Below are 22055 nucleotides of genomic sequence, written 5' to 3'. Positions count from 1 at the left end.
GGCGCAACAGCCGCGCCCTGAATACTGAATAGCTACATTTTAATCAGCTTAGCGTAAAAGAAGCCATCTCCATCCTCCGGATGGGGAAGATTCTGTCGGCCAGGCTGCTGTTCATCGCCGGTTTCAACCAGACGGGCTTCGGGATGGCGCTGGAGGAAGGCGGTAATCTGCTCCGCGTTCTCTGCCGGCAAAATTGAGCAGGTAGCGTATACCATCACACCGCCCTTTTTGAGATGTGGCCAAATAGCTTCGATAATCTCGGCCTGCAGCGCAGCCAGTTCAGCGATGTCACTATCGCGACGCAACCATTTGATATCCGGATGACGGCGGATCACACCCGTGGCAGAGCACGGTGCATCCAGCAAAATACGATCGAATTGCTTATCACCACACCAGTCTTGCGGTGTACGTCCATCGCCTTGCCTGACCTCGGCGTGTAAACGCAGGCGTTGCAGGTTTTCTTTGACTCGACTCAGGCGTTGCTCATCGATATCGACCGCCATGACATGAGCTTTGGGCGCAGCTTCCAGAATATGCGTGGTTTTGCCGCCGGGAGCCGCACACAGATCGAGGATCTGTTCTCCGTCTTGCGGATCCAGCAGATCGACACAACCCTGCGCGGAAGCATCCTGCACGGTAACCCAGCCGTCGGCAAATCCCGGGAGGTCGGTAACGGCGCATGGCGCCAGCAGGCGTATTGCATCGCGATATTCGGTATGGGGTTCGGCTGCAATACCCGCCTGCGCCATCAGCTGCAAATAATCTCCACGGGTGTGATGAAGTCGGCTGACACGCAGCCACATCGGGGGCTTCTGATTATTGGCATCGACGATTTGTTCCCACTGCGCGGGGTAGGCTTGCTGGATACGTTTCAAAAGCCAGCTTGGATGCAGATAGCGGCTGTCATTATTGGCGGCGCGTTGCAGCAACTCTTCCTGCTGTCGTTGGAACTGGCGCAATACACCGTTGATCAGCCCTTTAAGCTGCGGCCGTTTCAGCGCGACGGCGCCTTCTACCGTTTCCGCCAGCACTGCATGAGCTGGGATGCGGGTATACAGCAGTTGGTACAGGCCGACCATCAGCAGATAGTGCAGCGTGCGCTGTTTGCCGGTCATTGGCTTGGCCATCAATTGCTGAATACACCATTCCAACTGCGGCAGCACGCGCAGGGTGCCGAAGCATAACTCCTGCAGCAGAGCGCGATCTTTGTCAGAAATGGATTTTTGCAGTGGCGGCAAGACAGTACTGAGAGACTGGCCCTGATCCAGCACCTGGCCGATGGCTTTGGCTGCGATGCTTCGGAGATTGTAGTTGTTTTTCATAGGCTAAAGCGGGTAGCGATCGGCATTAAGAAAGAAACAGCCCGGCGATTATCGGCCGGGCAGTGAGGGCGGCTTATAACCGGTTACCCGGTGTAAACCATTCACGACGTGAGTTCAGCAGATCCTGTGCCGACATGGGTTTTTTGCCCGCGGGCTGCAGCTGAGTCAGGTTAAGGATACCCTCGGCGGTAGCAACCTGGATGCCGTGTTTGTCGGCATGAACGATGGTGCCGGGTTCCGCATTGGCGTTTTGTTCCAACACCGTAGCTTGCCACACTTTTACCGGCTGATCGTCAATGGTGAAATAGCTGACTGGCCACGGGTTAAAGGCGCGGATGCAGCGTTCTAGCTGCACGGCTGACAAGCTCCAGTCGAGGCGAGCTTCTTCTTTGCTCAGCTTCTCGGCGTAGGTGACCAGCGATTCATCCTGCACTTCACGTTTGGCAGAACCTTCAGCCATTTGCTGCAGTGTGGTCAACATGCCCTGCGGGCCGAGCTGCGCCAGTTTGTCATACAGACTGGCACTGGTGTCATCGGCTTCAATCGGGCAGGCGATTTTGTACATCATATCGCCGGTGTCAAGACCTACGTCCATTTGCATGATGGTGACGCCAGTTTCGTTATCGCCGGCCCAGAGTGAACGCTGGATCGGCGCGGCGCCACGCCAGCGTGGCAGCAGGGAACCGTGGACGTTGATGCAGCCAAGTCGCGGCATATCCAGCACCGCTTTCGGCAAGATCAGCCCATAAGCCACGACGACCATCACATCGGCGTTGAGATCGGCCACCAGGTGCTGGTTTTCTTCCGGGCGCAGTGATTTTGGCTGAAATACCGGTAATTGATGCTGCTCGGCCAAAACCTTGACCGGGCTTGGCGTCAGCTTGTTACCGCGGCCGGCGGGGCGGTCAGGCTGGGTGAAAACCCCGACAATCTGGTGCCCAGATGACAACAGCGCGTCAAGGTGACGCGCTGCGAAGTCTGGAGTTCCGGCGAAAATAATCCGTAAAGAGTCAGACACGTTGATTTCCTGATCGGTTAGGCGCGCGCGTTAAACTTGGCCAGTTTTTCCAGTTTCTGGCGGATACGCTGGCGCTTGAGTGGCGACAGGTAATCGACGAACAGTTTGCCAACCAGGTGATCCATCTCGTGCTGAATACAGATGGCCAGCAGATCGTCGGCTTCCAGCTCAAAAGGCTTGCCGTCGCGATCCAGCGCTCTGATTTTCACGTTAGCGGCGCGCGGAACTAAAGCACGCTGCTCAGGAATGGAAAGGCAACCTTCCTCGATCCCGGTTTCGCCGCTTTTTTCCAGCAGCTCCGGGTTGATCAGCACCAGGCGCTGATCGCGGTTTTCAGAAACGTCAATGACGATAATGCGCTGATGGATATCCACCTGTGTCGCAGCCAGGCCAATGCCTTCCTCTGCGTACATGGTTTCAAACATATCATCCACGATGCGCTGGATATTCGCATTGACTTCTTTTACCGGGGCCGCAACTTTGCGCAGCCGGTCGTCTGGGTAATGTAATACCTGCAATACTGACATATATCTTGAGATCTGTATCCGAGTGATAAACGAGGTTTAGCTTCTATTCTAGACATTTCCCGGCCTGATTGACAGCATTGCGCACCAATTGCTCGAATTGGTAATACCACCATTTTTTGCGAGGGAACAGGCGATGCAGGCACAGGAAATCGGCTTACGGATGCGCGGAGTCACTGGGCTTGGCACAGCGCAGGCCAGCCAGATAATACGGCAGTTGATCTGGGCCGGTGGAGAACCTTCCCGCTTGCTGCAAGAACTGGGACTGAATGCCCGACAGCAGGCGCAGTTTCGCCAGGCGGATCCGCGTTATCTGGCTGCCACGCTTGCCTGGCTGGAACAGCCCGACCATTTTCTGTGGATCTACGGTGAGTGCGGCTATCCAGAGCGGTTGCTTCATATCGACGATGCCCCCTTGCTGCTGCTGGTCAAAGGCAACCCGGAAGCGGTGCAGCAGCCGCAAATCGCCATGGTCGGCAGCCGCCAGTTTAGCCACTATGGTGAGCACTGGGGCAATTACTTTACCACCGGTCTGGTTCACTGTGGGTTTACCATCACCAGCGGGTTGGCTCTTGGCATTGATAGCGTCTGCCATCGCGCAGCATTTGCGGCGGGAGGACATACGGTGGCCGTTCTGGGCAGTGGGCTGGCCAATATCTATCCGCGCCGACATCGCCGTCTGGCCGAAGAGATCGCTGATAGTGGCGGGGCTTTGCTCTCAGAATATTTGGTCACCGATTTGCCGATGCCGGACCATTTCCCACGCCGTAACCGCATCATCAGTGGGTTAAGTCTGGGCGTGGTGGTAGTTGAAGCCTCTCTGCGCAGCGGGACGCTGATTACTGCCCGCTGTGCGCTTGATCAGGGACGTGAGGTTTTCGCTTTACCCGGTGCGCTGGGTAACCCAATGAGTGAGGGTACACACTGGCTGATCCAACAGGGTGCTTATCTGGTTACCGGGCCGAAAGAGATCGCGGAACAGCTGGGAAGCGGCCTGCATTGGCTGTCGTTGAACGAAAATACAACTATTTGTGCGTCAGAAGCCGAAGTTGAATTGCCATTTGCCGATGTGTTGGCTAACGTAGGAGATGAGGTGACACCTGTTGACGTCGTCGCTGAACGTGCCGGCCAACCTGTGCCAGAGGTAGTAATCAAATTACTCGATCTGGAGTTAGCAGGGTGGATCGCAGCTGTACCCGGCGGCTATGTCCGAATAAGGAGGGCAGGCCATGTTCGACGTACTGATGTACTTGTTTGAAACTTATATCCACAATGAACCAGAGATGCGCGTCGATCAGGATCAACTGACTGATGATCTCGCTCAGGCGGGGTTTGATCGGGATGATATCTACAACGCGTTGAATTGGCTTGAAAAACTCGCTGACCTGCAGGAAGGCGAAAATGCGCCGTATTTTATGGATGCCGATCCGCTGGCCATGCGGATTTACACCGAAGAAGAAGGCGTGCGTTTGGATGCCAGTTGCCGTGGTTTCCTCCTGTTCCTGGAGCAGATTCAGGTATTGAACCTCGAAACCCGTGAAATGGTTATCGATCGTGTTATGGCTTTGGATAATACGGAATTCGATCTCGAAGATCTGAAATGGGTAGTGCTGATGGTGCTGTTTAATATCCCTGGGTACGAAAGCGCCTATCAGCAAATGGAAGAACTGTTGTTTGAAGTAAACGAAGGTTATCTGCACTGAGCCGATAACATCTATAGAAGAAGTTATGACAAAAGCCGCGATTTTTGCCGCCAGGCAAAATGAACCCTGTCCGGAATGTGGGGCCGAATTGGTGATCCGCAGTGGTCGCCACGGCCCTTTTCTCGGCTGTTCCCGTTATCCTGAGTGCCAACATATTCGACCGCTAAAAGCGCAGGCCGATGGGCATATCGTCAAGATGTTGGACGGGCAGGAATGCCCCAAATGCCAGGCGACGCTGGCATTGCGCCAGGGCCGTTACGGTATGTTTATCGGTTGCAGCAACTATCCGGAGTGCGATCACACCGAAGTCATCGATAAACCGGACGAAACCAGCATCAGCTGCCCGCAGTGTGGTCAGGGCAAACTGCTGCAGCGTAAATCACGCTATGGTAAGGTTTTCCACGCCTGCGATCGCTACCCTGAATGTCAGTTTGTCCTCAATTTTAAACCCGTCGCCGGTGAGTGCGAGTACTGCCACTACCCGCTGCTGATGGAAAAGCGTTCGGCAAAAGGCCCAGTCCTTTGCTGTGCCAGTAAGCTTTGCGGAAAACCCGTAGCAACCACAGAATAATGACGCCATGAACTCAGATACCACTCCTCTCTTTACACCCATTATTGACGCGCTGCATCTTCAGCAGGTTATCGCTTACCCTACAGAAGCCGTATTTGGCTTAGGGTGCGATCCTGACAGTGAACAAGCGGTAAATGCATTGCTGGCCCTCAAACAGCGGCCTTGGGAAAAGGGACTGATCCTGATCGCTGCCGATTATACGCAGTTAGCACCTTATATAGATGACAGTGTACTCAGCGAGCGGCAGCGGGCTGCCATTTTTGCCAGTTGGCCTGGTCCGGTCACATGGGTGATACCTGCTCGTCCGGAAACGTCGCGCTTGTTGACCGGCCGTTTCAACTCTCTGGCTGTACGTGTCAGCGATCATCCACTGGTTCAACAGCTTTGCCGAGGATTCGGGAAACCGCTGGTCTCGACCAGCGCCAACCTCAGCGGGCAAGAGCCTTGCCGTAGCGCCGAGGAAGTGCAGAAGCAGTTTGGCGCCGCTTTCCCGGTGTTAGCCGGCAGCGTTGGTGGCCGCCTTAATCCTTCAGAAATCAGAGATGCCCTGACCGGCGAACAGATCCGTCAAGGCTAGAGGTAATGTGAATGGAGAAGTTTGCGGTATTCGGTAACCCTATCAGCCACAGTAAATCACCGCGCATTCATGCGTTGTTTGCCGCTCAAACTGGCATAGAACATCCCTATGGTACGGTGTTGGCACCGCTGGACGGTTTCGAAACGGCGCTGCAAGCGTTCATTCACGCTGGTGGTCAGGGGGCGAACGTCACAGTACCTTTTAAAGAGCATGCCTACGAGGCTGCGTCTGAATTGAGCGAGCGTGCCTCGTTGGCCGGAGCGGTCAATACGCTCAAGGTGCTGCCGGACGGTGGGTTGCTGGGTGACAATACGGACGGGATCGGCCTGCTGACCGATCTGGAACGCCAAGGGCTGATCAAACCAAAGGATCGCATTTTGCTGGTGGGGGCGGGGGGCGCAGCACGGGGCGTGATCTTGCCGCTGTTGTCTTTTGGTTGTGAGATGACGATCACCAACCGCACTTTCAGTCGTGCGCAAATGCTGGCAGAAAGTTTTCAGCATCTCGGTGAAATCACCGCCTTGCCTCTGGATCAACTCGATCAACAACAGTTTGATTTAGTGATCAACGCTACGGCGTCCGGGATCAGCGGCGAGATCCCGTCATTGCCGGTTGGCACTATCACTGGCAACACGCGCTGTTATGACATGTTTTATCAGCAGGGGTTAACGCCGTTTCTGACCTGGGCACAGCAACAGGGTGCTACAGAATATGCTGACGGATTAGGGATGCTGGTGGGGCAGGCCGCGCATGCGTTCCTGTTGTGGCACGGCGTGATGCCGGAGATAGAACCAGTACTGCGCCAACTGCGCCACGAGTTGGCGGCATAACCTTGTGCCCGTTCTCTTGCCAGGGAACGGGCGTTTGTCAGATGTCTTCAGACAAATATTCGTCTTTCCAACGTACATAGTTAGTAGAAGAGTAGAGCAGCCCTTCCAACTCAGCTGCAGTCAATGGCCTAATCTGACGTGCCGGACTTCCCATATAAAGATAACCGCTCGCCAGACGTTTACCCGGAGCCACCAGGCTGCCGGCACCAATCATCACATCATCTTCTATTACTGCACCATCCAGCAGGATCGATCCCATCCCTACCAATACCCGGTTGCCTATGGCGCAACCGTGCAGCATGGCTTTGTGGCCTACGGTCACGTCTTCCCCGATCAACAGCGGGTAACCTTCTGGGTTATGTTCGGACTTATGAGTCACGTGCAGCACGCTGCCATCCTGAATATTACTGCGCGGACCGATCTTTACCGCGTTGACATCGCCGCGGATGGCAACCAGCGGCCAGATACTGACGTCATCGGCCAGCTTAACGTTGCCGATCACCACGCTGGAAGGGTCGATCATTACGCGTTGACCCAGTTTTGGAGAGTAATGAAGATAAGAACGCACTGCATCGGACATGGTAATAGCCTCACGTCGGGATCATATTTACCGGCAATACTAGACGTTGGCGGTGGAATTACAACCAACTGAAGCTACGGATCTTAAGGAAAATGGCGCTGATCGCGCAAGATCCGCCCGAAAGGGCTGAAAAGTGCGCAAACGGAAAGAAAAGATCAAAAAAGGGGTTGTGCAAAAAACTCGGATCCCTATAATGCGCCTCCATCGACACGGAACATGTGAACAACTTCACAGAGTCTCCGGGGTTCGAAGAGAAAAAATCCTGAAACTTAGGGGTTGACTCTGAAAGAGGAAAGCGTATTATACGCCACCTCGAGATAGCAAGCTACGGCGGCTAACTCACTGCTCTTTAACAATTTATCAGACAATCTGTGTGGGCACTCCACAAGACGATATCCAGAACCTTAGGGTTCAAAAAAATATCAAGTCTTGAAGAGTGACCAAGCAGTAATTCATTTAGTTGAATTATTACGAAAGTTAATTTTCGAGCATCGCTTCACGAGTTGAAGCAAATCAAGCTTTTAATTGAAGAGTTTGATCATGGCTCAGATTGAACGCTGGCGGCAGGCCTAACACATGCAAGTCGAGCGGTAGCACAGGGAGCTTGCTCCTGGGTGACGAGCGGCGGACGGGTGAGTAATGTCTGGGAAACTGCCTGATGGAGGGGGATAACTACTGGAAACGGTAGCTAATACCGCATAACGTCTACGGACCAAAGTGGGGGACCTTCGGGCCTCATGCCATCAGATGTGCCCAGATGGGATTAGCTAGTAGGTGGGGTAATGGCTCACCTAGGCGACGATCCCTAGCTGGTCTGAGAGGATGACCAGCCACACTGGAACTGAGACACGGTCCAGACTCCTACGGGAGGCAGCAGTGGGGAATATTGCACAATGGGCGCAAGCCTGATGCAGCCATGCCGCGTGTGTGAAGAAGGCCTTCGGGTTGTAAAGCACTTTCAGCGAGGAGGAAGGGTAGTGTGTTAATAGCACATTGCATTGACGTTACTCGCAGAAGAAGCACCGGCTAACTCCGTGCCAGCAGCCGCGGTAATACGGAGGGTGCAAGCGTTAATCGGAATTACTGGGCGTAAAGCGCACGCAGGCGGTTTGTTAAGTCAGATGTGAAATCCCCGCGCTTAACGTGGGAACTGCATTTGAAACTGGCAAGCTAGAGTCTTGTAGAGGGGGGTAGAATTCCAGGTGTAGCGGTGAAATGCGTAGAGATCTGGAGGAATACCGGTGGCGAAGGCGGCCCCCTGGACAAAGACTGACGCTCAGGTGCGAAAGCGTGGGGAGCAAACAGGATTAGATACCCTGGTAGTCCACGCTGTAAACGATGTCGACTTGGAGGTTGTGCCCTTGAGGCGTGGCTTCCGGAGCTAACGCGTTAAGTCGACCGCCTGGGGAGTACGGCCGCAAGGTTAAAACTCAAATGAATTGACGGGGGCCCGCACAAGCGGTGGAGCATGTGGTTTAATTCGATGCAACGCGAAGAACCTTACCTACTCTTGACATCCAGAGAATTCGCTAGAGATAGCTTAGTGCCTTCGGGAACTCTGAGACAGGTGCTGCATGGCTGTCGTCAGCTCGTGTTGTGAAATGTTGGGTTAAGTCCCGCAACGAGCGCAACCCTTATCCTTTGTTGCCAGCACGTAATGGTGGGAACTCAAAGGAGACTGCCGGTGATAAACCGGAGGAAGGTGGGGATGACGTCAAGTCATCATGGCCCTTACGAGTAGGGCTACACACGTGCTACAATGGCGTATACAAAGAGAAGCGAACTCGCGAGAGCAAGCGGACCTCATAAAGTACGTCGTAGTCCGGATCGGAGTCTGCAACTCGACTCCGTGAAGTCGGAATCGCTAGTAATCGTAGATCAGAATGCTACGGTGAATACGTTCCCGGGCCTTGTACACACCGCCCGTCACACCATGGGAGTGGGTTGCAAAAGAAGTAGGTAGCTTAACCTTCGGGAGGGCGCTTACCACTTTGTGATTCATGACTGGGGTGAAGTCGTAACAAGGTAACCGTAGGGGAACCTGCGGTTGGATCACCTCCTTACCTAATGATATTGATTCGCGTGAAGTGCTCACACAGATTGTCTGATAGAAACGTAATGAGCAAAAGCGCTACCTGTTGATGTAATGAGTCACTGACTCATGCTGATACGAACCGATTAAGACAGTCAGTTTAATCGGATTTTCGTGTCCCCATCGTCTAGAGGCCTAGGACACTGCCCTTTCACGGCTGTAACAGGGGTTCGAATCCCCTTGGGGACGCCATCCGATAATGAGTGAAAGACATTATCACCGGTTCTTGAAACCGAAAACATCTTAAAGATGACTCTTGCGAGTCGTGTTTAAGATATTGCTCTTTAACAATCTGGAACAAGCTGAAAATTGAAACATGACAGCTGAAACTTATCCCTCCGTAGAAGTATTGGGGTAAGGATTAACCTGTCATAGAGTCTCTCAAATGTAGCAGCACGAAAGTGGAAACACCTTCGGGTTGTGAGGTTAAGTGACTAAGCGTACACGGTGGATGCCTAGGCAGTCAGAGGCGATGAAGGGCGTGCTAATCTGCGATAAGCGTCGGTAAGGTGATATGAACCGTAATAACCGGCGATACCCGAATGGGGAAACCCAGTGCAATTCGTTGCACTATCATACGATGAATACATAGTCGTATGAGGCGAACCGGGGGAACTGAAACATCTAAGTACCCCGAGGAAAAGAAATCAACCGAGATTCCCCCAGTAGCGGCGAGCGAACGGGGAGGAGCCCAGAACCTGAATCAGTTCTTGTGTTAGTGGAAGCGTCTGGAAAGTCGCACAGTAAAGGGTGATAGTCCCGTACACTAAAATGCATTAACTGTGAGTTCGATGAGTAGGGCGGGACACGTGACATCCTGTCTGAATATGGGGGGACCATCCTCCAAGGCTAAATACTCCTGACTGACCGATAGTGAACCAGTACCGTGAGGGAAAGGCGAAAAGAACCCCGGCGAGGGGAGTGAAATAGAACCTGAAACCGTGTACGTACAAGCAGTGGGAGCACCTTCGTGGTGTGACTGCGTACCTTTTGTATAATGGGTCAGCGACTTATATTTTGTAGCAAGGTTAACCGTATAGGGGAGCCGTAGGGAAACCGAGTCTTAACTGGGCGAATAGTTGCAAGGTATAGACCCGAAACCCGGTGATCTAGCCATGGGCAGGTTGAAGGTTGGGTAACACTAACTGGAGGACCGAACCGACTAATGTTGAAAAATTAGCGGATGACTTGTGGCTGGGGGTGAAAGGCCAATCAAACCGGGAGATAGCTGGTTCTCCCCGAAAGCTATTTAGGTAGCGCCTCGTGAACTCATCTTCGGGGGTAGAGCACTGTTTCGGCTAGGGGGCCATCCCGGCTTACCAAACCGATGCAAACTCCGAATACCGAAGAATGTTATCACGGGAGACACACGGCGGGTGCTAACGTCCGTCGTGAAGAGGGAAACAACCCAGACCGCCAGCTAAGGTCCCAAAGTCATGGTTAAGTGGGAAACGATGTGGGAAGGCATAGACAGCCAGGATGTTGGCTTAGAAGCAGCCATCATTTAAAGAAAGCGTAATAGCTCACTGGTCGAGTCGGCCTGCGCGGAAGATGTAACGGGGCTAAACCATGCACCGAAGCTGCGGCAGCGACGCTTAGGCGTTGTTGGGTAGGGGAGCGTTCTGTAAGCCGTTGAAGGTGACCTGTGAGGGTTGCTGGAGGTATCAGAAGTGCGAATGCTGACATAAGTAACGATAAAGCGGGTGAAAAGCCCGCTCGCCGGAAGACCAAGGGTTCCTGTCCAACGTTAATCGGGGCAGGGTGAGTCGACCCCTAAGGCGAGGCCGAAAGGCGTAGTCGATGGGAAACAGGTTAATATTCCTGTACTCGGTGTTACTGCGAAAGGGGTGACGGAGAAGGCTAGGCTAGCCGGGCGACGGTTGTCCCGGTTTAAGCGTGTAGGGGGAGTGACCTGGTAAATCCGGTTACTTATTAACCCTGAGGCGTGATGACGATGCACTACGGTGCAGAAGTAGTTGATGCCAAGCTTCCAGGAAAAGCCTCTAAGCATCAGGTAACACAGAATCGTACCCCAAACCGACACAGGTGGTCAGGTAGAGAATACCAAGGCGCTTGAGAGAACTCGGGTGAAGGAACTAGGCAAAATGGTGCCGTAACTTCGGGAGAAGGCACGCTGGCGCGTAGGTGAAGAGACTTGCTCTCGGAGCTGAAGCCAGTCGCAGATACCAGCTGGCTGCAACTGTTTAATAAAAACACAGCACTGTGCAAACACGAAAGTGGACGTATACGGTGTGACGCCTGCCCGGTGCTGGAAGGTTAATTGATGGGGTCAGCCGCAAGGCGAAGCTCTTGATCGAAGCCCCAGTAAACGGCGGCCGTAACTATAACGGTCCTAAGGTAGCGAAATTCCTTGTCGGGTAAGTTCCGACCTGCACGAATGGCGTAATGATGGCCAGGCTGTCTCCACCCGAGACTCAGTGAAATTGAACTCGCTGTGAAGATGCAGTGTACCCGCGGCAAGACGGAAAGACCCCGTGAACCTTTACTATAGCTTGACACTGAACATTGAGCCTTGATGTGTAGGATAGGTGGGAGGCTTTGAAGCGTGGACGCCAGTCTGCGTGGAGCCAACCTTGAAATACCACCCTTTAATGTTTGATGTTCTAACTCGGCCCCGTGATCCGGGGTGAGGACAGTGTCTGGTGGGTAGTTTGACTGGGGCGGTCTCCTCCCAAAGAGTAACGGAGGAGCACGAAGGTTAGCTAATCACGGTCGGACATCGTGAGGTTAGTGCAAAGGCATAAGCTAGCTTGACTGCGAGAGTGACGGCTCGAGCAGGTACGAAAGTAGGTCTTAGTGATCCGGTGGTTCTGAATGGAAGGGCCATCGCTCAACGGATAAAAGGTACTCCGGGGATAACAGGCTGATACCGCCCAAGAGTTCATATCGACGGCGGTGTTTGGCACCTCGATGTCGGCTCATCACATCCTGGGGCTGAAGTAGGTCCCAAGGGTATGGCTGTTCGCCATTTAAAGTGGTACGCGAGCTGGGTTTAGAACGTCGTGAGACAGTTCGGTCCCTATCTGCCGTGGGCGTTGGAAGATTGAGAGGGGTTGCTCCTAGTACGAGAGGACCGGAGTGAACGCACCACTGGTGTTCGGGTTGTCATGCCAATGGCACTGCCCGGTAGCTAAGTGCGGAAAAGATAAGCGCTGAAAGCATCTAAGCGCGAAACTTGCCTCGAGATGAGTCTTCCCTGGGCCTTTAAGGCCCCTGAAGGAACGTTTAAGACTAAGACGTTGATAGGCTGGGTGTGTAAGTGCAGCGATGCATTGAGCTAACCAGTACTAATGATCCGTGAGGCTTAACCTTACAACACCAAAGGTGTTTTAGAGAGATTGTAGAGATTTTCAGCGAGTTCCGAGATTGGTTTCAATGGCTACGGGAGTAGCGGTTGGAATGAAACAGAATTTGCCTGGCGGCAATAGCGCGGTGGTCCCACCTGACCCCATGCCGAACTCAGAAGTGAAACGCCGTAGCGCCGATGGTAGTGTGGGGTCTCCCCATGCGAGAGTAGGACACTGCCAGGCATCAAATTAGTGTGCTGATATGGCTCAGTTGGTAGAGCGCACCCTTGGTAAGGGTGAGGTCCCCAGTTCGACTCTGGGTATCAGCACCACTTTATTTAAAGTGGGTTTAGAAGTTCGGCAAAAAGAATTAAAAGAATTTGCTTGGCGGCAATAGCGCGGTGGTCCCACCTGACCCCATGCCGAACTCAGAAGTGAAACGCCGTAGCGCCGATGGTAGTGTGGGGTCTCCCCATGCGAGAGTAGGACACTGCCAAGCATCAAATAAGCAACAAGCCCTACGTGAAAGCGTAGGGCTTTTTGTTTTATCTGCTGTATGTCGTTCTGCTCGAGCATGGGCATGCGAAAAGCCCGTCGGGAACGGGCTTTAACGCCGCTTGCGGCGGCCCCGAAGGGGTGAGTCTCAGGATGAGACGAATCGTGTAGGACACTGCCAGGCATCAATTATGCCAAGAGGCCATCCGCAAGGATGGCCTTTTTGCTTTTTAGCGTCCAAAAATACGTTTAACCTCCCGTCATCGCCGCGATGAAACATTTTCACCTTTCCGTTGAACACTCGACATTACGGTAAAAAACCGCTATCTTCGGGCATCTAGAAGTCTAAACGTTTAAACGGATGTGTGGGGATTAAGCAATGCCGATTCGTGTTCCTGATGAGTTACCTGCAGTAAGTTTCTTGCGCAATGAGAATGTCTTTGTGATGACATCCTCACGGGCAAAAACACAGGAAATCAGGCCGTTGAAAGTGCTGATCCTTAACCTGATGCCAAAGAAGATCGAGACGGAAAACCAGTTTTTACGTCTGCTTTCTAACTCGTCTTTGCAAATCGATATCCAGTTGCTGCGTATCGACAGCCGCGAGTCGAAGAACACGCCGGCGGAGCATCTGAACAACTTTTATTGTGATTTTGAAGACATCCAGGATCAGAACTTTGATGGTCTGATCGTGACGGGGGCCCCGCTAGGGTTGGTTGATTTCTGCGACGTTGCTTACTGGCCGCAGATTGAACGCGTAATAGATTGGGCCAAGAATCACGTGACCTCCACGCTATTTGTCTGTTGGGCCGTGCAGGCCGCTTTGAATATTCTGTATGGCATCCCGAAGATGACGCGTGAAGTGAAACTCTCTGGCGTTTACCAGCACCAAACCTTGCAGCAGCATGCCTTGCTGACGCGTGGTTTTGATGAGACCTTCCTGGCCCCTCATTCGCGCTATGCGGATTTCCCTACCGAGATTATTCGGCAGTACACGGATCTGGATATCCTGGCCGAGTCGGAGCAAACCGGGGCCTATTTGTTCGCCAGCAAGGATAAACGGCTGGCGTTCGTGACTGGGCACCCAGAGTATGATGCGCTGACGCTCGCCGGTGAGTACTGTCGCGATAACGAAGCAGGTCTCAACCCGGTAGTGCCGCTCAATTACTTCCCCGACGATAACCCCGAACTTACCCCCAAAGCGACCTGGCGCAGCCATGGCCACCTGTTGTTCGCCAACTGGCTTAACTACTACGTTTACCAGATCACACCTTACGATCTGCGTCATATGAACCCGACCCTGGAATAACATTTTTTGCTTTAACCGGCGGCTGAATCGAGGCCGCCGGCACTCCTCTCCCAGCGCGTTTCTCCTTATTTATCTGCCATTCTTACTAAAACTCATTATCTAACAAACACTTGATATAACCATCGACAGGGAATGGAACCGGTTTCCTTACCCTCTGACATTGTTATTTTCAATAACCAATTGATAATAAAAGGTTAATAAAATATTTAATAATAAAATGGAAATCGTTTTTGATTTTTATTTTTAGTTGAGTATTCTTAGATCCAGCGAGATGAGATCTGACCAGTTGAGGATCATTTTATTCATCCTGATCCGCACTGATTTCTGATGAAGATGTGCCCGCCTGACTTGCAGCGGCGGTGCACAATGATGCGAAGGAGCAAGACAATGACGCAACAGATAGCAGGCACGGAGTTAACGTTTACGCAGGGTTTTACCGCTGCTGAACGGCAGGTGTTGACGGATGACGCGGTCGAATTCCTGGCGGATCTGGTGAGTAACTTTACTCCGCAGCGCAATAAGCTTTTGGCTGCGCGTGCCTGTTGGCAGCAGAAGATCGATCAGGGCGAACTCCCAGACTTTATTTCGGAAACTGATTCCATTCGAAATGGAGAGTGGAAGATCCGCGGCATACCCGAGGGTCTGCGCGACCGTCGGGTCGAAATCACCGGGCCGGTTGAACGCAAAATGGTGATCAATGCCTTGAATGCCAATGTGAAGGTGTTTATGGCGGATTTCGAAGATTCACTGGCGCCGAGCTGGGACAAAGTGATCGATGGGCAAATCAACCTGCATGATGCAGTGAATGGCACCATTTCTTACACCAATGAAGCCGGCAAGATTTATCAGTTGAAGCCTAATCCAGCGGTATTGATAGCGCGCGTACGTGGCCTGCATTTGCCGGAGAAACACGTGCAGTGGCAGGGCGAAGCGATCCCTGGCGGTCTGTTCGATTTCGCACTGTATTTCTTCCACAACTACCGTCAATTGCTGGCAAAAGGCAGCGGCCCTTATTTCTACCTGCCGAAAACCCAATCCTGGCAGGAAGCCGCCTGGTGGAGTGAGGTATTCAGCTTTGCCGAGGATCGTTTCTCCCTGCCGCGCGGCACCATCAAGGCCACGGTATTGATCGAAACGTTGCCGGCGGTATTCCAGATGGACGAGATCCTTTACCACCTGCGCGATCATATCGTCGGGTTGAACTGCGGCCGTTGGGATTACATCTTCAGCTATATCAAAACGCTGAAAAACCACGCTGACCGGGTCTTGCCGGATCGCCAGTCGGTCACGATGGACAAGTCGTTCCTCAGTGCTTACTCCCGGTTGCTGATCAAGACCTGCCACAAGCGAGGCGCTTTTGCCATGGGGGGCATGGCCGCGTTTATCCCTAGCAAAGACGCCGAGAAAAATGCCTGGGTATTGAACAAGGTACGGGCGGATAAAGAGCTGGAGGCCAATAACGGCCATGACGGCACCTGGGTGGCGCATCCGGGGCTGGCGGATACCGTGATGGAAGTGTTCAGCAAAGTGCTCGGCGAACGCCGTAATCAGCTGGAAGTCCTGCGTGAAAACGATGCGCCGATCAGCGCCGCGCAGCTGCTGGAACCCTGTGATGGCGAACGAACCGAAGCGGGCATGCGCGCCAATATTCGTGTGGCGGTGCAATACATCGAAGCCTGGATTTCCGGCAATGGCTGCGTACCGATTTACGGCCTGATGGAAGATGCCGCGACGGCGGAAATCTCCCGTACCTCAATCTGGCAGTGGATCCATCACCAAAAGAGCCTGAGCGATGGCCAGTTGGTCACCAAGGCGCTGTTCCGCCAGATGCTGAAAGAAGAGATGTTGGTGGTACGTGAAGAATTGGGTGAGGCGCGCTTTAACGCTGGCCGTTTCGAAGAAGCTGCGCGCCTGATGGAACGTATCACTACGCAAGACGAATTAATCGATTTTCTGACCTTATCCGGCTATGAGCTTCTGGCCTGAACCTGTTCCTGACCATTAACCCTACATTATTGAAAAGGATAAAAATTATGTCTACCTCTCGTGCTCAACAGATTCAACAACTGGAACAGGAATGGAAATCGGCTCGCTGGGAAGGCATTACGCGCCCATACAGCGCTGAGGACGTGATTAATTTGCGCGGATCGGTCAATCCGGTCTGCACGCTGGCACAAAACGGTGCCGCCAAGCTGTGGGAACTGCTGCATGGTAAATCACGCAAAGGCTATGTCAACAGCCTGGGTGCGCTGACTGGCGGGCAGGCATTGCAGCAGGCCAAAGCCGGCATTGAGGCGATTTATCTGTCTGGCTGGCAGGTCGCTGCGGATGCCAACACCGCGTCGGCCATGTATCCGGACCAGTCGCTGTACCCGGTTGATTCCGTGCCGGCGGTGGTTAAACGTATCAACAATACTTTCCGCCGTGCCGATCAGATCCAGTGGGCCAATAAAATTGAACCGGGCAGTAAGGGTTACACCGACTACTTCCTGCCGATCGTCGCCGATGCCGAAGCCGGTTTTGGCGGCGTGCTGAATGCTTTTGAACTGATGAAAGCCATGATTGAGGCCGGCGCTGCCGGGGTGCATTTCGAAGACCAATTGGCGGCGGTGAAAAAATGCGGTCATATGGGCGGCAAAGTGCTGGTACCAACCCAGGAAGCGATTCAGAAGCTGGTTGCAGCGCGTTTGGCTGCTGACGTGCTCGGGGTGCCAACGCTGGTCATTGCGCGTACCGATGCCGATGCCGCCGATTTATTGACGTCTGACTGCGATCCATACGACAGCGAGTTTGTCTCCGGCGAACGTACTGCGGAAGGTTTCTTCCGTACCCATGCCGGCATTGAGCAAGCAATCAGCCGTGGCCTGGCGTATTGCCCTTACGCCGACCTGGTGTGGTGCGAAACCTCCACGCCGGATCTGCAGGCAGCCAAGCGTTTCGCCGATGCTATTCACGCCAAATTCCCAGGCAAACTGCTGGCATACAACTGCTCGCCGTCGTTCAACTGGAAAAAGAACCTGGACGACCAGACGATTGCCCGCTTCCAGGAAGAGCTGTCGGCGATGGGATACAAATACCAGTTCATCACGCTGGCGGGCATCCACAGCATGTGGTTCAACATGTTCGACCTGGCGCACGCTTATGCACAGGGCGAGGGCATGAAGCACTACGTCGAGAAGGTACAGAAACCTGAATTCGATGCCGTTTCACGCGGCTACACCTTCGCATCGCACCAACAGGAAGTGGGGACCGGCTATTTCGACAAGGTCACTACCATCATTCAGGGCGGCACCTCTTCGGTAACGGCGCTGACCGGTTCGACGGAAGAACAGCAGTTCTGAGGCCGCAGAGCTAACAAAATCTAAATCAGGGCCTGCTTATGCAGGCTCTCTTTTCTGGCGGGAGGTAAGGATGGCGGCGAAACTGGAGCTGTTGATCGCACAGACGATACTGCAGGGTTTTGATGCGCAATACGGCCGCTTCCTTGAAGTGACCGCCGGTGCACAGCAGCGTTTTGAGCGAGCAGACTGGCCGGCGGTGCAACAGGCGATGAAAAAGCGTATTCACCTGTATGACCATCACGTCGGCCTGGTGGTGGAACAACTGAAGTGCATCACCGGGCAAAAGTACTTCGATGCTGATTTCCCCAGCCGGGTGAAGGCGGTGTACACCGAGTTGCTGCCGGAATATCCCCGTTTTGAGATTGCCGAAAGCTTTTTCAATTCGGTTTACTGCCGCCTGTTCAAGCACCGCGATCTGACGCCGGAAAAGCTGTTTGTTTTCAGCTCTCAACCTGAGGGACGCTTTCGCGATATCCCGCGCCCGCTGTCGCGTGATTTCACCGCTAACGGCGACGTGTCGGCGATGCTGTACAACCTGCTGACCGATTTGCCCTTACGGCTACCTTGGGAAAATTTGTCGCGCGACATTGATTACATCACTCGGGCGTTGCAACAGAGCTTTAGCGTGCAGCAGCTGGCGGGGGCGACATTCCAGATCGCCAATGAGCTTTTTTATCGCAACAAGGCCGCCTGGTTGGTGGGTAAGCTGCGCGTGGCGGATACGGTCTATCCTTTCCTGCTGCCGATCCATCACAGCGATTCCGGTGCCTTGTTTATCGATACCTGCCTGACCAGTAAGGCCGAGGCCAGTATCGTCTTCGGTTTCGCACGTTCTTACTTTATGGTTTACGCACCGCTTCCGGCAGCGATGGTAGAGTGGCTGCGAGAAATACTGCCGGGCAAAACCACCGCCGAACTGTATATGGCGATTGGCTGCCAGAAGCACGGTAAAACGGAATGTTACCGTGAATACCTGACGTTTATGGCCGGCTCGCAGGAGCAGTTCATCATCGCGCCGGGGGTGAAAGGCATGGTGATGCTGGTGTTTACCCTGCCGTCGTTCGATCGGGTGTTCAAGGTGATCAAAGACGAGTTCGCACCGCAAAAAGAGGTGACGCAGGCGCAGGTGATGGCCTGTTACCAGTTGGTGAAAGAACACGACCGCGTGGGGCGCATGGCGGATACCCAAGAGTACGAGAATTTTGTCGTCGACAAGGCGCGCCTCAGCCCGGAGCTTTTGGCTGAATTGCAGCGTGAAGTGCCGGACAAGCTGGAGGATCTGGGCGATCGCATCGTGATCAAGCACCTGTATATGGAACGGCGCATGACGCCGCTGAACCTGTATCTGGAGCAGGCCAATGAGCAGCAGATGCGCGACGCTATCGAAGAGTATGGCAATGCGATCAAACAACTGGCCGCCGCCAATATTTTCCCCGGCGACATGCTATTCAAGAACTTCGGCGTGACCCGGCACGGGCGGGTGGTGTTCTACGATTACGATGAAATTTGCTATATGACCGAGGTGAACTTCCGCGATATTCCGCCGCCGCGTTACCCGGAAGATGAACTGGCCAGCGAGCCGTGGTACAGCGTGTCGGCGAACGATGTATTCCCGGAGGAGTTCAGGCATTTTCTGTGTGGCGATCGGCGCATTCGGCAGGTGTTTGAAGAGTTGCACAGCGACCTCTTCGAAGCCGATTACTGGCGCGGGCTGCAGCAGCGCATTCGCGACGGGCATGTGGAGGATGTCTTCGCTTACCGCAAGAAACGGCGTTTTAGCCAGCGCAGCGGGGTGGCACTGCCTGCTACCTCGGCAGCGACGTAAGGGCGCGGCACGCCGCGCCCGATAGCATTAAGCTTTTGCACCCGCAACGGCGGCACGCGCCAATTCGGTGATGCGTGCGTAGTCGCCGCTTTCCAGCGCATCCGCCGGCACCAGCCAGGAGCCGCCGATGCACAGCACGCTTTTCAGCGCCAGATAGTCACGGTAGTTGCTCGGTGAAATACCGCCGGTCGGGCAGAAACGTACCTGCGGGAACGGGCCGCCGATCGCCTGCAGTGCTTTCACGCCGCCGTTGGCTTCCGCCGGGAAGAATTTAAACTCACGCAGCCCATGATCCATGCCCAACATCAGTTCAGACACGGTGCTGATACCCGGAATTAACGGGATTGAACCGGCCGTGGCCGCTTGCAGCAGATCGGCAGTCAGGCCCGGGCTGATGGCGAATTGCGCCCCGGCATCGGTCACTTCCTGCAACTGCTGCGGGTTGATGACGGTACCGGCGCCGATGATGGCATCAGGCACTTCTTTGGCAATAGCACGGATCGCGTCCATTGCGCAGGCGGTGCGCAGGGTGACTTCCAATACCCGGACGCCACCGGCCACCAGGGCTTTCGCCAGCGGGATCGCGTGTTCCAATTTGTTGATGACGATCACCGGGACTACCGGGCCGGCCATCAGGATCTGCTCTGCGCTGGTTTTCCAATTGTTCATTAAGGGTTCTCTCCAGTTATAGCCGTCGCCTTCGGGCTGCCCGGCCATGCTATCGGTTAAAATTTAATGCAGCAGGCGCCCTGTTCGGCACCGGAAAGCTGGCTGCGTAATGCGCCGAACAGTTCACGGCCGCAGCCGATATGTTCGGCGCTCAGGTCCGGTTGGTAAGGCGCTCGCTGGGCCAGAATGTCGGCATCGACCAGTAATGCCAATTCACCGGTGCGGCCGTTTACGCGGATCACATCGCCGTCCTGCACCTTGGCCAGCATGCCGCCGGTATAGGCTTCCGGGGTCACGTGGATAGCGGAAGGGACCTTGCCGGAGGCGCCTGACAGGCGGCCATCGGTGACCAGCGCGACTTTAAATCCGCGGTCCATCAGCACGCCCAGCGGTGGCATCAGCTTGTGCAGTTCGGGCATGCCATTGGCCTGCGGCCCCTGGAAGCGAACCACCACCACGCAATCGCGATCCAGCTTGCCGGCTTCAAATGCCGGCACGATGTCATGCTGGCTGTCAAATATCACCGCCGGCGCTTCGATAATCTGATTGTCGGCCGGCACCGCCGAGGTTTTCATCACCGCGCGACCGAGGTTGCCTGCCAAAACCTTGGTGCCGCCGTGATGTTCGAAAGGCTCCGCCACGCTGGCGATAACCTGGGTATCGAGCGAGCTTTCCGCGCCCTCGCGCCAGGCCAACTGACCGTTATCCAGCCACGGCTCCTGGGTATAACGCGTCAGGCCAAAACCGGCCACGGTGTGTACGTCTTCGTGCAGCAGGCCGTGCTTTAGCAGTTCGCGCACCACTAGGGCGACGCCGCCAGATGCCTGGAACTGATTGATGTCCGCCGGGCCGTTCGGGTAGATACGGCACAGCAGCGGTACGGCGTCCGACAGTTCGGAGAAGTCGTCCCAGTTGATGATGATGCCGGCGGCGCGCGCCATCGCCACCATATGCATGGTCAGATTGGTGGAGCCGCCGGTGGCCAGCAGCGCAACGATGCCGTTAACCACCACCTTTTCATCCACCAGTTTGCCGATTGGCAGATAGTTGCCGGCGGTTTCGGTCAGGCGAGTGACCTGGCGTGCGGCAGCGTCGGTCAACGCATCGCGCAAAGGGGTGTCCGGGTGAACGAAGGAGGATCCCGGCAGGTGCAACCCCATCACTTCCATTACCATCTGGTTGGTGTTGGCGGTGCCGTAGAAGGTGCAGGTGCCGATGCCGTGATACGAAGCGGCTTCGGCCTCCAACAGCGCCAGTCGATCGGCCTTGCCTTCGGCGTACAGCTGACGCACGCGCACTTTCTCTTTGTTCGGTAAGCCGCTGCTCATCGGGCCGGCAGGCACAAACAGCGACGGCAAATGGCCAAATGACAGGGCGGACATCACCAGACCCGGCACGATTTTGTCGCAGATGCCGAGGAACAGCGCGCCGTCGAACATATTGTGCGACAGGCCGATGGCTGAGGACATGGCGATTACGTCGCGGCTCATCAGCGACAGCTCCATACCATCCTGCCCCTGGGTCACGCCGTCACACATCGCCGGTACGCCACCGGCTACCTGACCGACCGCGCCCACGGCATGCAACGCCTGTTTCAGCCGTTGGGGATAGTTTTCGTAGGGCTGGTGGGCAGACAACATATCGTTATAAGCGGTGATGATGGCGATATCACTGCGCACCATGTTTTTCAGTGCGGTTTTGTCGTCCGGCTGACAGGCGGCAAAACCGTGCGCCAGGTTGCCGCAGGCCAGCTGTGCACGGTGCACGGTTTGGGAACGCGCCGCTTCAATGCGTGCCAGATAGGCGGCGCGGCTCTGTTTGGAACGGTCGATGATGCGTTGCGTGACACGGGATAGGGTGGGATTAAGCATACCTTCCTCACATGGCTATT

General features: G+C 54.5%; 15 protein-coding genes, 2 tRNA genes and 4 rRNA genes. 15 read left to right on the top strand and 6 right to left on the bottom strand.

Going from position 1 to position 22055, the window contains the following annotated elements; translation table 11 throughout:
• Nucleotides 1–32: 32 nt before the first annotated feature.
• The 3 genes from rsmB to def all read right to left on the bottom strand — a co-directional run bounded on the left by rsmB (nt 33) and on the right by def (nt 2867).
• On the bottom strand, nt 33–1322 hold the full coding sequence (gene rsmB, locus EBA31_RS23795; protein ID WP_122080369.1) for a 16S rRNA (cytosine(967)-C(5))-methyltransferase RsmB: 1290 nt from the start codon (nt 1320–1322) through the stop codon (nt 33–35).
• Between the two features lie 73 nt (nt 1323–1395).
• Complete coding sequence (gene fmt / locus EBA31_RS23790; protein ID WP_048761140.1) at nt 1396–2340, bottom strand: methionyl-tRNA formyltransferase; 945 nt, start codon at nt 2338–2340, stop codon at nt 1396–1398.
• Between the two features lie 17 nt (nt 2341–2357).
• Nucleotides 2358–2867: a peptide deformylase gene (def, locus tag EBA31_RS23785; protein WP_020837223.1), complete on the bottom strand. Its 510-nt coding sequence runs from the start codon at nt 2865–2867 to the stop codon at nt 2358–2360.
• A gap of 133 nt (nt 2868–3000) precedes the next feature.
• On the opposite strand from def, the gene dprA reads away from it, so the two are divergent.
• The 5 genes from dprA to aroE are packed head-to-tail and all read left to right on the top strand — an operon-like array spanning nt 3001 to nt 6545.
• Nucleotides 3001–4122, top strand: a complete 1122-nt coding sequence (dprA, locus tag EBA31_RS23780) for a DNA-protecting protein DprA (protein WP_122080368.1) — start codon at nt 3001–3003, stop codon at nt 4120–4122.
• On the top strand, nt 4094–4567 hold the full coding sequence (gene smg / locus EBA31_RS23775; protein WP_046372501.1) for a DUF494 family protein Smg: 474 nt from the start codon (nt 4094–4096) through the stop codon (nt 4565–4567). The genes dprA and smg overlap by 29 nt, the downstream gene beginning before the upstream one ends.
• Nucleotides 4568–4592: 25 nt before the next feature.
• Nucleotides 4593–5138, top strand: a complete 546-nt coding sequence (locus EBA31_RS23770; protein WP_020837220.1) for a type I DNA topoisomerase — start codon at nt 4593–4595, stop codon at nt 5136–5138.
• 7 nt (nt 5139–5145) lie between these two features.
• Nucleotides 5146–5715: an L-threonylcarbamoyladenylate synthase type 1 TsaC gene (gene tsaC, locus EBA31_RS23765; protein ID WP_122080367.1), complete on the top strand. Its 570-nt coding sequence runs from the start codon at nt 5146–5148 to the stop codon at nt 5713–5715.
• A gap of 11 nt (nt 5716–5726) precedes the next feature.
• The gene (gene aroE, locus EBA31_RS23760) at nt 5727–6545 is read left to right on the top strand and encodes a shikimate dehydrogenase (protein WP_122080366.1); all 819 of its coding nucleotides are present in this window, start codon (nt 5727–5729) and stop codon (nt 6543–6545) included.
• Nucleotides 6546–6582: 37 nt separating this feature from the next.
• Here the strand turns inward: aroE and EBA31_RS23755 are convergent, their stop codons facing one another.
• Entirely contained in the window at nt 6583–7125 is a 543-nt protein-coding gene (locus EBA31_RS23755) for a gamma carbonic anhydrase family protein (protein WP_122080365.1), read from the bottom strand.
• Between the two features lie 522 nt (nt 7126–7647).
• On the opposite strand from EBA31_RS23755, the gene EBA31_RS23750 reads away from it, so the two are divergent.
• From EBA31_RS23750 to aceK, 10 genes are all read left to right on the top strand, one after another.
• Nucleotides 7648–9188: ribosomal RNA gene (locus tag EBA31_RS23750) — 16S ribosomal RNA — on the top strand.
• Nucleotides 9189–9333: 145 nt separating this feature from the next.
• A tRNA-Glu gene (locus tag EBA31_RS23745) sits at nt 9334–9409 on the top strand.
• Nucleotides 9410–9641: 232 nt separating this feature from the next.
• Nucleotides 9642–12550: ribosomal RNA gene (locus EBA31_RS23740) — 23S ribosomal RNA — on the top strand.
• Nucleotides 12551–12652: 102 nt separating this feature from the next.
• A 5S ribosomal RNA gene (gene rrf, locus EBA31_RS23735) occupies nt 12653–12768 on the top strand.
• Between the two features lie 13 nt (nt 12769–12781).
• A tRNA-Thr gene (locus tag EBA31_RS23730) sits at nt 12782–12857 on the top strand.
• Between the two features lie 51 nt (nt 12858–12908).
• Nucleotides 12909–13024: ribosomal RNA gene (rrf, locus tag EBA31_RS23725) — 5S ribosomal RNA — on the top strand.
• The 16S, 23S and 5S rRNA genes sit together here with 2 tRNA genes alongside, the layout of an rRNA operon.
• A gap of 375 nt (nt 13025–13399) precedes the next feature.
• Entirely contained in the window at nt 13400–14329 is a 930-nt protein-coding gene (gene metA, locus EBA31_RS23720; protein ID WP_041415044.1) for a homoserine O-succinyltransferase, read from the top strand.
• Nucleotides 14330–14716: 387 nt separating this feature from the next.
• Nucleotides 14717–16315, top strand: coding sequence for a malate synthase A (aceB, locus tag EBA31_RS23715; RefSeq protein WP_122080364.1), 1599 nt, complete (start codon nt 14717–14719; stop codon nt 16313–16315).
• A 47-nt stretch (nt 16316–16362) separates the two neighbouring features.
• On the top strand, nt 16363–17670 hold the full coding sequence (gene aceA / locus EBA31_RS23710) for an isocitrate lyase (protein ID WP_122080363.1): 1308 nt from the start codon (nt 16363–16365) through the stop codon (nt 17668–17670).
• Nucleotides 17671–17740: 70 nt separating this feature from the next.
• Entirely contained in the window at nt 17741–19495 is a 1755-nt protein-coding gene (gene aceK, locus EBA31_RS23705) for a bifunctional isocitrate dehydrogenase kinase/phosphatase (RefSeq protein WP_122080362.1), read from the top strand.
• Nucleotides 19496–19522: 27 nt separating this feature from the next.
• Here aceK and EBA31_RS23700 read toward each other — a convergent pair whose 3' ends face one another.
• Together EBA31_RS23700 and edd are read right to left on the bottom strand one after the other, a co-directional pair.
• On the bottom strand, nt 19523–20164 hold the full coding sequence (locus EBA31_RS23700) for a bifunctional 4-hydroxy-2-oxoglutarate aldolase/2-dehydro-3-deoxy-phosphogluconate aldolase (RefSeq protein ID WP_046372506.1): 642 nt from the start codon (nt 20162–20164) through the stop codon (nt 19523–19525).
• Between the two features lie 56 nt (nt 20165–20220).
• A complete protein-coding gene (gene edd / locus EBA31_RS23695) occupies nt 20221–22035 on the bottom strand; it encodes a phosphogluconate dehydratase (protein WP_020837211.1) in 1815 nt (604 codons plus the stop codon).
• Nucleotides 22036–22055 lie beyond the last annotated feature (20 nt).

It is taken from the genome of Serratia sp. P2ACOL2, assembly GCF_003691565.1.
GTDB lineage: Bacteria > Pseudomonadota > Gammaproteobacteria > Enterobacterales > Enterobacteriaceae > Serratia > Serratia liquefaciens.
Note: the sequence above shows the minus strand (reverse complement) of the source record. Positions and strands in the feature narration are given on the sequence as shown.